Source organism: Aerosakkonema sp. BLCC-F183, assembly GCF_041929145.1.
In the GTDB taxonomy this organism is placed as follows: Bacteria; Cyanobacteriota; Cyanobacteriia; order Cyanobacteriales; family Aerosakkonemataceae; genus Aerosakkonema.
In genome coordinates this window covers 1-12,365 of sequence record NZ_JBHFNU010000096.1, presented here as the reverse complement: position 1 = coordinate 12,365, position 12,365 = coordinate 1, and the positions used below count along the sequence as shown (strand labels likewise).

The following is a 12,365-nucleotide window of genomic DNA, read 5'->3' as shown; positions in this document are numbered from 1 at the left end:
AGAGCCGATTTTTCAAGAGGATTACTCATCCGGAAAACCGCTCAAGGATTCGGCTGCAACCGTGGTAAAAATAAATAAACAAACAGGTAAAGTGCTTCGTACCGATATCTCTGGGCAACGTTTTTACCCCAAGCCGCAGAAAAATGAATTCAACAAATAATATAGTGCCACAATTAGGTTTAGTCTGCATTACTGCGTCTGACAAAGTGCGGTATCGTGCTTTGACGCGCAAACGGCTGTTGCAATTAGCACCAGAAGAACAGGTGCGGGTCTTGCGGGAGTTGTATACTGACAATTCGATTCGGCTGAATGCGGCGATCGCATTTTGCAATTTCCATAACATTCGCTTGTATCGCGTTACCTCTGCGCTATTTCCATTTGCTGACGAACCTGTAGGCGAAGCAGTGTTAAGTGAATTTACGGATAAATTGCAAAAAACGGGAGCGACTGCTACCGAACTTGGGATCAGAATAGTGATTCACCCAGACCAATTTGTCGTGCTAAGTTCGGATAAACCGGAAGTAATCGAAAATAGCATTAAGATTCTCAGCACTCACGCCCGGATTTTGGATATGCTGGGGTTGGCGCGATCGCCTTGGACGGTTATGGAAATACACGGAGGAAAGAGCGATCGAGCGGAACGTCTGATTAATGTTATCCGCAATTTACCGGAGGGTATTCGCTCCAGATTAGGATTAGAAAACGACGAATACGCCTACAGCGCCTCCGAAATCCTGGAAATTTGTCGCGCCACAGGCGTCCCGATGGTATTTGACGCTCACCATCACGTTATTCACGAAAAGCTGGATAGTTACGATCATCCCAGCGTTGCTGAAATGTTAGCAGCAGCGCGGACAACTTGGCCTTTTCCTGAATGGCAACTCGTACATATTTCTAATGGATGCGAATCTTTCAACGACCCGCACCACAGCGATTTGATTGCTGTAATGCCAAGTTCCTATTACAACGCGCCTTGGATAGAAGTTGAGGCTAAACTGAAAGAGCAAGCTATTGAGAAACTGCGTGCAGAATGGTTATCAGAGAAACAACTGAGCAAAGCATAGATGCGATCGGGTCTTTCGGGTTGATGGTGGAAAATGTTTGTATATGTTACAGATAGCTGGTATGGTGGGTTACGGCACGGGAACTTAATTATCGATCGAAGGTGCTGAAATTATCGCCCGTGCCTAACCCACCCTACGATGAAATAAGTTTTGACGATCGCCGCAACAACAGAAGATCCGATGCGATCTTATATTAACAAACTATTTCTCATTCCCCCTCCCTGTTGCGGGGAGGGGGTTCCCTTGTTCTTTTTCAAGAAATAAGTGTATTCAAATTGCTTGAATCCACTCGCGCACTTCGTATTCAGTCCAAATCCCGTTTTGCCAATAGGGATCGGCTTCAATTAATTGACGTACAGTAGCTTCATCTGGTGCTTCGTAGATACCGAAAACTTTGGTCAAATCTTTGGTAGGGCCAATAGTAACCAAAACACCAGATTCTTTTTGGGCGGCGAGTCCATCTAAATGAGCTTGGCGATAAGGTGCCCGTTTTTCCAGAACATCTTCGCAATAACTTCCAAACAACACGTACTTTGGCATAGCTCGATTTTGGATTTTAGATTTTAGATTTTAGATTGTATACTCAATCCAAAATCTAAAATCTAAAATTAATTAACTTCTGAGAGTGACGTTGAACTTGTCGCGTAGGGCTTCGCGAACTTTTCCATGAACGGATTCGACATCTTCATCCGTGAGAGTGCGATCGCTCGCTCGATAAATTAAGCGAAATGCCAAACTGCGTTGTCCCGGCGGCACATTTTCACCCTTATATTCATCAAACAATTCCACCGACTCCAACAAATCCCCAGCAACTTTAGTCATTTCCCTTTCTATTTCGGCAACATACACTTGTGATGGTGCGAAGAAAGCGATATCGCGATCGGATGCAGGGAAAGAAGAATAAGGATGGAACGTGGGAATAAAGTTTTCATCCCGATCCAAATAATCCAACAACACATCCAAATCCAAATCAAAAACGTAGACGGCATCTGGCAAATCCCGTTCTTTCCGCAACTGGGGATGGAGTTGGCCAAAAGTGCCCAAACGATCGCCCTGCAACCACAAAGAAGCAGTGCGTCCCGGATGCAGACGCTCATCGCGTCGGTCTGGTTGATACTCTACCTTCAAACCCAATCGCTGAAACACATTGTCCAGCACACCTTTTGCCTCATACCAACTCATCGGTTCTTCGCGACCGGAACGAGTCCACTTACCGAGAGTGGGATCGCCGCCGATAATACCGGCTACGGAGTCTGCTTCCATCAATCCATCTTCTTCCTGCCAGAAGATGCGACCGATTTCAAACCCATTCAGGGGGCCATTTCTCTGTTCCAGATTGTATTGGAAGGCATCGATCAGTCCAGATATGAGATCTTTTCGCAAAGCCGAATATTCAGAGAACATGGGATTGCGAATGATAATTTTTGTATCTGCTTCCGGTTTGACCACAGAGTAATGCACTAATTCCGTCAATCCCGCTGCCCGCAAAGCTTCTCGCAGCTTCCGAGTTAGTTGCTGGTCAACGGAAATATATCCGGCTTCTGTCTCTGCGGGCAAATCATCGCAGAAGTTGTCGTAACCGTACAAACGGGCAATTTCTTCAATTAAATCGATTTCCCGTTCTAAATCACGATAGCGATACGGTGGGACAGTTACTGTCCAGACTTTCTCAGCAGCAGCGGGAGTGACTTGACAACCGAGTGCTGTCAGGATGCGTTCGATATCCTGCGCTTGCAGTTCTCCAACATCTTCTCCCAAATCGATCGGCCCTAAAATCTGGTTTACTCGTTCCAGACGCAGTTCGATCGATCGCGTCCAAGCAGACTGATTCGGTCTGGCGTCCGCTATTTCTCGAACTACAGGTACACCGCCTGCCAATTCTGCGATCATCCCGATAGCGCGACGACAGGCGATTTCTAATTCTGCCTGATTGACGCCCCTTTCGTAGCGGGCCGAAGCTTCAGTCCGCAAACCTTGACTGCGCCCAGAACGGCGAATTGCCATCATATCGAATATGGCAGCTTCCAGAAGTATATTTTGAGTGCCTTCGTGGACTTCAGTTTCTTCACCGCCCATCACCCCTGCGAGGGCGACTGGCTTATCGTTAGCTGTAATGAGGAGCGTTTGGGATTGTAGCGTGCGCGTCTGCCCATCCAAAGTTTTGAGGGATTCACCTTGTTGAGCGAAGCGGACGCCAATCGTGAGCGAATTTTTACCTGCAACAACTTGTAAACGATCGCGATCGAAAGCGTGCAGCGGTTGACCCCATTCTAATAGTATGTAGTTAGTTATATCGACTACATTGTTAATAGGTCTCACACCAGATAATTGCAAACGTCGTTGCAGCCATTCTGGAGAAGGGCCAATTTTAACTTGTTCGATTACTGTTCCTATGTAAGCAGGACAAGCTTGAGGCTCCTCAATTTTCAGCATCAGGCCAGTGCCTTTAGCTGCGATCGACACCTCTTGAGCTTCTGGTAATTTTAGAGTTGCCCCAGCGAGCGCCGCCACCTCCCGCGCTATGCCTACCATACTCAAAGCATCCGCTCTATTAGCAGTTGCTGTGATATCTAAGATTGCATCATCCAAACCCAGCAGAGGCCGGACGTCGCTCCCCAGTTCCAGGTTATCTTCATCGTCAAAACTATGAATGCCAGAAGATTCTTTTGCCAGACCGAGTTCAAAGAGCGAACAGATCATCCCCTCCGATCGAACACCCCGCAGTTTCGTAGGCCGAATTTTCAGGTCGATGTTGGGCAGATAAGTGCCCGGAGTAGCTACGGGCACATACAAAGAAGCGCGGACATTGGCAGCTCCGCAGACAATATTCAGAGGTGCAGCAGCGCCGATATCGACTTCGCAAACTCTGAGCTTATCGGCGTTAGGGTGGGGTTGACAGCTAAGCACTTTTCCGACAACCACCCCATCAGCCCAAGTGCGCCGATCTTCGATATCTTCTACTTCAAACCCAGCCATTGTCAGCGTATGGGCCAACTCTTCTGGGGTCATCGTGAAATCAACCAGTTCCCGCAGCCAGTTCAGAGAGATACGCATTTGCAAGAACGCCTTTACATATGTCAGACTGACTATTTTACCAGGGGTGTAGGGTATTGGGGCATAGGGGCCTGGGCTCCTGGCAAAGAGGAACTTCAAAGGAGAAACTAGAGACAAGATGTTAGAGCGTCGGGAAGAGGGCGTCGGGAAGAGGGCGTCGGGAAGAGGGGAAAAGGGAAAATATTAATTCTTCTACTCCCCCACTCCCCCACTCCCCCACTCCCCCTGTTCGCTTTCCCAGTTCGCTGGGGCACTCTAAATTATAGATGAGTTAAATTGTTAGGCAATTTTATGGTGGTAAATATTCGGGTATTCACGAACACTTTACATACTGCTAGTGTGTGTTTATCAACTCTTTAAAATATTTTTTGCACAAATACCACTGTATTTGTCCGTTTAAGCCCGGATAATGAAAGAAGGGCACCTCTAGACCGCTGATTAATCCTGAAGCGAGTGACGCTGAATGAGCTATTGCTTAAATCCAGCCTGTCCCAATCCAGAAAACCCCGACCTCGCAGACGTGTGTCAGGCGTGTGGAACCAATCTGCGACTGCGCGATCGCTACCGCGCAACAAAACCGTTGGGGCAAGGTGGCTTCGGGGCAACGTTTTTAGCCTTAGACGAAATGTTACCCGGTCAGCCCAGCTGCGTGATCAAGCAACTGCGGCCAACGGCCACCGCACCTCACGTTTTGCAGATGGCACGGGAGTTGTTTGAGCGCGAGGCCAAAACGCTCGGTAAAATTGGTAACCATCCCCAAGTACCGCGACTGCTCGATTACTTTGAAGACCAGCAACAATTTTATCTGGTTCAAGAGTATGTTTCCGGTGCAACCTTACAGCGGGAAGTAAAGCAGAACGGCCCATTTAGCGAGGAGGGAGTCAAACAATTCTTGAGCGAACTTTTGCCGGTGTTGCAGTACATCCACAGCCACCAGGTAATTCACCGCGACATCAAACCTGCCAACTTGATTCGTCGCCAACAAGACAAAAAACTGGTACTGATCGATTTTGGAGCAGTGAAGAACCAGGTAAACCAAGCCGCTTCGAGCGCTTCAGAGCAAACAGCCCTAACAGCTTATGCGATCGGTACTCCCGGTTTTGCCCCGCCGGAGCAGATGGCCATGCGCCCGGTTTATGCCAGCGACATCTACGCTCTGGGAGTCACCTGCATTTATCTGCTGACTGCCAAATCTCCCAAAGACTTAGATTACAATCCATCCACCGGTGAGATGTTGTGGGAAAAACACATCCGGGTCAGCCCCCACTTTGTCGAAGTTCTCAAAAAAATGCTGGAGGTATCGGTTCGACACCGCTATCAGTCAGCGAATGAAGTCCTCCGAGCCCTAGAGCTGGAACCGTATATGGATAGCTTAGCTCAGGGTCTGATCGCACCCCCCTCTGCTGTCTCGCAACCGCCTCCTAGCAAGTTCGGGCCAATTTCCAGCGGTTCGGCGGGAGCGTCAGGTGGAGCGGCTGGGTCGGGGTCGGTTTCCCGTGCGGCAATGGCGATTCGCGCTAGGCGAACTAGGCTGGAGGGACCCGATATAAACTCAGGCATAGCTGGGAATCGGAGCGGTATGGGCAGAACCGGGGGAAATACAGTACAGAGTAGCGGTTCGGCTGGAAATAAAAGCAAAGTGCCCCGCAAGCTGGATGCCCAAGAAGTACAATCATCCTATAACAAGGGCAGACGCGATTTCGCACAGCAAAATCTCAGCTTGCTCAACCTGCAAAAAGCTAATTTGTCGGAAGCGATTTTCCATCAGGCAAGGTTGAACAAAACAAACCTCCAAGGAGCTAATTTGTTCCATGCCGATTTTGGTAGAGCGAGTTTAAATTACGCCATTTTGCGGGATGCAAATTTAGGTAGGGCTTATTTGAGCTATGCAGACTTAGAAGGTGCTGATTTGCGGGGAGCTGACCTAAGTTACGCCCATTTAAGCAATGCTAATCTCCGAGGCGCAAACCTCTGTGGAGCAAATCTTACAGGTGCCAGAATAACAGAAGAGCAGTTGGCTACGGCAAAGACAAACTGGATGACAGTGCGACCTAGCGGTAAAAGAGGCTTGTGGTAAGGTTTTCAGTTTTCAGTTGTCAGTTGTCAGTTTTGCGGATAACTAATGACCGGGACTAACGATCGATGACCAAGACAGCACTTATTACAGGAATTACAGGCCAAGATGGCTATTACCTCAGCCGATCGCTCTTGGAAAAAGGATATCGCGTCGTGGGTTTGTTGCCACCCCAACGCCAAACTAATCTAGCAAAACTCGGTTCTCTTAGCGATCGGGTAGAAATTTACGCTGTAGACCTAACAGATTGTGCTGCTCTTGAGGATGCGGTGGCACAATTGCAGCCCCAAGAAATTTATAATTTGGCGGCTCCCAGTTTCGTACCGGATTCGTGGAACGATCCGCTGGGAACGCTGGACTTGGTGACGGGAACGGCAACGCGACTGTTGGCAGCAGTACGCAAAGCCGGACTCGCCACTCGCTTTTATCAAGCTAGCAGTTCGGAGATGTTTGGCGATGTAGATCGATCGCCCCAAGACGAACAAACGCCCTTTCGTCCGATGAATCCCTACGCAGCCGCAAAATTACACGCTCATTGGACTATGGTGCATCACCGCCAGCACTACGGTTTGTTTGCTTGTAGCGGTATTTTATACAATCACGAGTCGCCCCGACGCCCGCCTCAGTTTGTCACTCGTAAGGTATGTTTGGCCGCAGCAGCAATAAAATTAGGGTTGAGCGACACAATTGAAATGGGCAATCTGGATGCAAAACGCGACTGGGGTTATGCTGGAGATTATGTAGAAGCAATGTGGCGGATGTTGCAAGTTGATGTACCGGAGGAATACGTAATTGGCAGCGGTGAGCTACATAGCGTTCGGGAACTGGTTGCTACCGCCTTTGGGTGCGTGGGGCTGGACTGGAATAGCTATGTGGTGGTAGAACCAAAGTTATTCCGACAGGACGAACATTTTCAATTAGTTGCCAACCCAGCCAAAGCCAAAAATAACTTGAAATGGGAGCCTCAAGTTAGCTTTGAAGCTCTTATAGAAAAAATGGTTTTGAAAGATTTGGAACGATTGCAAAATGGCAAAATATCGCCTGCTGCTTTCAGTAAATAGATATTAGCCAAATCGCTGAATCAGAATGGAAAATGGCAAAACAATTGTTCAGCACGAGTAATAATTATTCCCAGTCTTCAACCAAGATTCACGACTGAGACTCGAGACAAAAAGTTTTTTTAGGAATTTTTTACCGCAGATGAACGCAGATGAACGCAGATGTAAATTTATATGGGGAAAACAGGATTTTCAAGATAGGCTCTCAGCCTGATGCCAAAACCAGCTATGTGTTCGTTTTCTTGGAAATTTTTGCTGCTGAAGGTGGGATTCAATCTTATGTTAAAGATATTTGGCGAGCTTATCTGGCCATACCAGATCGAGAGCCAGCCGAAGTATTTTTATTGCGGGATGTAGCAGGAACGGATAATCCTTTCGAGGCCAAGAATTTTAAATTTCATTACTGCAAAACTTTCCACCCGATGCTGGGGCGAATCGGGCTGAGTGCTTCCTTACTTGCGTGTCTGTGGGGGCAGCGTCCCAGTCATGTTTTCTGCGGTCACATTAATCTAGCTCCTCTGGTACAAGCGCTATGCCAACCATTTGAGATTCCCTACACTATTTTGACTTACGGTAAAGAGGTGTGGGAGCCGCTACCGCTACAATATCAAAGGGCGCTCAAGCAAGCAGCTGGGATATGGACGATCAGCCGTTACAGTCGCGATCGCCTTTGCGCTTCCAATGCGATCGATCCCATACAAGTGCAAATTTTACCTTGTTGCGTTGATGGGGATGCTTTTACCCCTGGCCCCAAACCAAAGGCATTGGTGCAGCGGTACAATCTGGAAGGCGCTAAGGTGCTGATGACGGTGGCGCGATTGTGGTCTGGAGATATTTACAAGGGTGTGGACGTTACCATTCGATCGTTGCCTGCGATCTCCAAGATTGTTCCAAATGTGAAATATTTAGTCATCGGTCGCGGAGACGATCGACCCCGTTTGGCCCAACTAGCCCAAGATCTGGGTGTGGCCGATCGCGTTGTATTTGCTGGTTTTGTACCTACAGAAGATTTGGTAGAACACTATCGCGTTGCCGATGCTTATATTATGCCTTCTCAGGAAGGATTTGGTATTGTGTACCTAGAGGCGATGGCTTGCGGCATTCCCGTAGTATCCGGTGACGCAGATGGATCGGCTGACCCTTTGCAAGACGGAAGTTTGGGCTGGCGAGTCCCTCATCGCGATCCAGAGGCGGTGGCGGCAGCTTGCATTGAAATTCTCAAAGGTGACGATCGCCGCTGCGATGGCCAATGGTTGCGAGAGCAATCTCTGGCCTACTTCGGCAGGGATGCTTTGGCCCAGCGTTTAAAAGAACTGCTGGACAAACTAGGTAAGTCAAAAGTCAAAAGTCAAAAGTCAAAATTCTTTTGAGTGTCAGGCATTCAAGCATTTCAGATCTGGTGAGTTACTTCTGCCGTGCTGCACTAGGGCGTCGGGAGGAGTATCAGGAGGGACGAACGAAGAGAAGGAGAGAGAAGCATCAAGGGAATTGTCCTGTCCCTCTCTTTTAGTTCTTACTTTTGACTTTTGACTTTTGACTTTTCTAACCCCTATCCCCTTCTGAGAACTCGCTATGCTAGAGGCAGACCAAGATGAGATGCAAAAGATGGGCATCAGAACCTCTCAATTCAATCTTTCAGGCTTTGGCTGTGCGATCGCTCTGCTGGTAATGTTTTGGTTACTGGGTGCTGTTGGGCTGGGCTGGTTAGTAAAGTCTTTTGTGATTTTGGTAATCCTTATCCTCATGGCACCGGTAATAGCGTTGATGGCGTTCCTTGGGTTTCAGTGGTGGCTGCAACGCAACCTGGTAGAGGATAAATGTCCCGTGTGCGGCTATCAATTGACAGGCTTGAATCAAACTCAAATACAATGCCCCAGCTGTGGCGAACCTCTCCTCGTCGAGCAGGGCCATTTGACGCGGATCGCGCCTCCCGGCACCATTGATGTCCAAGCGGTTGAGATTTCAGCTAAACAAATTGAAGATTAAAAGCTTAGTGCGATCGGCTGGCTGCACCCCTATTGCGAACAGCGGTCAGATCGTCCAAGCTCAAACTTACGTGTTATAGCAAATCGCGTGATATCATACGCAATAAAATTCTTTGAGTAAACCTTGTCGCCAATTGTTGCGCTAGGTTATACCAAGTTTTTGCCTGACAAGCAGATTTCCTGTTGCTTTCTGTAGTAGGGTTAGCAAGTAAAACAAATATGTTTATTAAAATGAATTTCAAACCGAGCTATAAAAAATCAATTAATAATGGGATTTGATTTAGGCGAATAGCGAAAGCTCAACAAATATACACAGAGAATTTAAAGTTTTAAGCAATTATTTGATGGTTATCCCCATGTTGAACAAAGGCACCAATTCATCCGAGATGTCTTGGCAAAAAAGATTTCGTAAACTGCCACTCGGCGTTCGTCGCTGCGGTGCCTGGGTTGTAGAAGTTTCGTTGATTGTAGCTAGTGGGGCAGTTCCCTTCAGCATAGGATTATATGCAAAGGAACACCAAGCCCAGGAAGCAGTGCCGCTCAACCCGGTGCTGGTAAAAACTCACGAAACAATCGCGCAAACTCTTTCTTTACCGATTTATCAAAAGAATCCACAGGTCGCACCCTTGACTAACTTCTTTTGGACGGCGGCGCTGGTAACGCCGTTGCTCGTGACTGGCTGGCAACTTTACAAACTGGGAGTGAGGGGCCAAACTCTGCCCAAACAGTGGTTTGGTGTTCGGGTAGTGACGGGAGAAGACCATTCCCCAGGTGTGGGGCGAGTTATGTTGCGGGAAGGTGGTCGATGGGGTTTGTCGGCGGGAATTGCCTTTGCTATCTGGCGCTACATCGGTGCCTATCCAGATTTGGGGGTATTGACGGGGTTAATTGGCTTGGTTTTACTCGGCGATGGGCTGAGCGCAAAGATAGATCGCCGAGGCCGATCGCTGCATGACACAATAGCAGGAACCAGGGTTGTGGATGCAGGTGAAGACGATCGAACTCTACCCGGTTCTTTTCCGGCATCACCGCCACGGTGGTTGCTTCAGAGGCCGGGTAGAACTACAGCTACAACAGGAGAAGTAGGCGCAAGGCAAAACAAAAAAGCATTTCTTTTCTTCAATTGGGTGCGTCAGCACCCTCGTTTCACCGTGTTGATCCTGTTTCTATTCAGCATGGTAGTTATGGCAGGTCTTTTAGTGGGAGCCTATATTTATCTTCAAATTCGGGCTGAGCGCTCGATATCGGCACAGCAGAAAAATGACTTATTTATCGCTCTCAGCAAACAGATAAGTGCTAATTCCAATGGGACGCTGGCAGAGAAACAAACAGCTATCTCGGCTGCGGCAGCGCTCGAAGACGACCCACGAGTGGTAAGGTTATTAGTTGATTTGCTGGCGCAAGAAAAAGAGCCAAAAGTAATCGAAACAATTCAGCAAGTGTTAGTAAGAATTGGGCTGGATGCTTTGCCAGAATTGCAACGTTTGAATCAGACTTTAGCTAAAGAGTTGGATGCTCTACTGATTAGCGAAGCTCAAAAAGAAGAAACAGGAAAAGCAGCAGACTCATCCAAAAAATTAGTACCGCCGCTAAGAAAAAATGAGTTGACCGATGCGGAAATTTCAAACAATCCGTTAGCGTTAGTGCAGCTGCGCCTGCGGGCAACTCAGGAAGCGATCGTTAAAATTATTAGCATCAAAAATAATCCCGGTACGGTTAAAGATCTCAGTCGAACAGTACTGGGTCAAACATTAGGTGCCGCTCCTTTCGATCTGGTACTGGACAAAATCGACGTATCCGGAATTAATTTTCAAGGAGCAAGCTTAGCTGGCGGCAGTTTCCAAGGGACTCGCTTCAGCAGCGCCGGTAAAGACGATCGTTTGGGAACATTCGACGATTTAATTGCTGATTTAAGCAGTACAGATCTGAGGCAAGCTAACTTGACTGGTGCGGTTTTAAGCTACGTTTCATTAGAAAATGCCAATCTGATTCGCGCCACTCTAGATCGGGCAAATTTATTTGAGGCACGCTTAACAGGTGCTAACCTTGGCAGCGCCAAATTGATTGGTGCTTCTTTAGAGAAAGCAGTGTTAGAAAAGGCTAGTTTAACAGGTGCAGATCTGACGGAAGCCAATCTATCCCAAGCAAATCTGCATCGCGCTAGTTTGACTAGAGTAGGTGCAATGGGAACGCAATTGCAGTTGGCCAATTTGACTGAATCGGATTGGCGAGAAGCAGATCTTTCAGTTGCTAATTTCAATCGTGCCATACTCAAAAATGCCAACCTTGGCTCTACCCGACTTAAGGGTACTAATTTTAATGGTACGCAACTACAAAATGCCAGCTTCCGCAATGCGGATTTGAGTATGGCGGATTTCCGAGGCGCGAATTTAGAGGGAGCGGATTTTCAGGGAGCGATTTTTCTAGCTCCCAAGCAACCTGTGGTAGGAGATCAATTCATTCAAACGCCAAATATTGCCACTGGCCCTCGGATTAAGGGTGTTGATTTCAGCAAGGTTAAAAATTTAGATTCTGAGCAAATCGGTTATATTTGCGAGAATGGTGGGCGTCATCCTCGCTGCCAATAATATACAGTTGGGGAGGTTCTCAAATTATGAGTTCTCATCTCGATCCACAAGTTCGGTACTGGGGGATGTGGTGTCATCTCTCCGGTCTTGTCTGTGAACTAAAGTAGTGGTGGCTTGGTCTGTAGGTACTAGCAAGATTTGGCTGATATTAACGTGAGATGGTCTAGTGGCGCAGAAAAATACGACATCAGCTACATCATCTGGAGTCAGAGGTGTTAGTCCCTGATAAACTTTTTTGGCTCGTTCCGTGTCGCCGTGAAATCTCACTTCACTGAATTCCGTTTCGACTAAACCGGGATCTACACAAGTAACTCGTACTGGCGTTCCCAAGAGGTCTTGTTTTAACCCTTCAGAAATTGCTCGCACTGCTGCTTTGGAACCGCAGTAAACATTGCCGCCAGGATACAGCGCTTTGCGCTGTTATGAGGTACAGTAACAACAACGAGCAAACCAATTTCTTAAATGTTGAGGATTGATTAAATGGAGAGCCACTGCAATGATTTTATCAATCATAGAAGTGGAAGTGGGAGCGAACTTCCGCA

8 protein-coding genes and 1 pseudogene are annotated in these 12,365 nt (G+C 47.7%); 6 read left to right on the top strand and 3 right to left on the bottom strand.

Annotated features, from left to right (window positions below; translation table 11 throughout):
* Positions 1-143 precede the first annotated feature (143 nt).
* Positions 144-1,064 carry a UV DNA damage repair endonuclease UvsE gene (gene uvsE / locus ACE1CD_RS27990; RefSeq protein WP_374826909.1) on the top strand — a complete coding sequence of 307 codons (921 nt, stop codon included), beginning with the start codon at positions 144-146 and terminating at the stop codon, positions 1,062-1,064.
* 270 nt (positions 1,065-1,334) lie between these two features.
* On the opposite strand, the gene ACE1CD_RS27985 is transcribed toward uvsE, so the two are convergent.
* Positions 1,335-1,604 (bottom strand): YciI family protein, encoded by a 270-nt coding sequence (locus tag ACE1CD_RS27985; protein WP_374795930.1) that lies wholly within the window; start codon positions 1,602-1,604, stop codon positions 1,335-1,337.
* Positions 1,605-1,676: 72 nt separating this feature from the next.
* Positions 1,677-4,118: a phenylalanine--tRNA ligase subunit beta gene (pheT, locus tag ACE1CD_RS27980; protein ID WP_374826908.1), complete on the bottom strand. Its 2,442-nt coding sequence runs from the start codon at positions 4,116-4,118 to the stop codon at positions 1,677-1,679.
* 463 nt (positions 4,119-4,581) lie between these two features.
* Between pheT and ACE1CD_RS27975 the strand changes: the two genes are divergently transcribed.
* From ACE1CD_RS27975 to ACE1CD_RS27955, 5 genes are all read left to right on the top strand, one after another.
* Positions 4,582-6,195, top strand: a complete 1,614-nt coding sequence (locus ACE1CD_RS27975) for a pentapeptide repeat-containing protein (protein ID WP_374826907.1) — start codon at positions 4,582-4,584, stop codon at positions 6,193-6,195.
* 65 nt (positions 6,196-6,260) lie between these two features.
* The gene (locus ACE1CD_RS27970; RefSeq protein WP_374795933.1) at positions 6,261-7,253 is read left to right on the top strand and encodes a GDP-mannose 4,6-dehydratase; all 993 of its coding nucleotides are present in this window, start codon (positions 6,261-6,263) and stop codon (positions 7,251-7,253) included.
* A gap of 149 nt (positions 7,254-7,402) precedes the next feature.
* Positions 7,403-8,620, top strand: coding sequence for a glycosyltransferase (locus tag ACE1CD_RS27965; protein WP_374826906.1), 1,218 nt, complete (start codon positions 7,403-7,405; stop codon positions 8,618-8,620).
* Positions 8,621-8,822: 202 nt separating this feature from the next.
* Positions 8,823-9,236 carry a hypothetical protein gene (locus ACE1CD_RS27960; RefSeq protein WP_374795935.1) on the top strand — a complete coding sequence of 138 codons (414 nt, stop codon included), beginning with the start codon at positions 8,823-8,825 and terminating at the stop codon, positions 9,234-9,236.
* A 385-nt stretch (positions 9,237-9,621) separates the two neighbouring features.
* Positions 9,622-11,823: a pentapeptide repeat-containing protein gene (locus ACE1CD_RS27955; protein ID WP_374826905.1), complete on the top strand. Its 2,202-nt coding sequence runs from the start codon at positions 9,622-9,624 to the stop codon at positions 11,821-11,823.
* A 24-nt stretch (positions 11,824-11,847) separates the two neighbouring features.
* On the opposite strand, the pseudogene ACE1CD_RS27950 reads toward ACE1CD_RS27955, so the two are convergent.
* Positions 11,848-12,228, bottom strand: a pseudogene (locus ACE1CD_RS27950) (SDR family NAD(P)-dependent oxidoreductase); the annotation flags it as partial.
* Positions 12,229-12,365 lie beyond the last annotated feature (137 nt).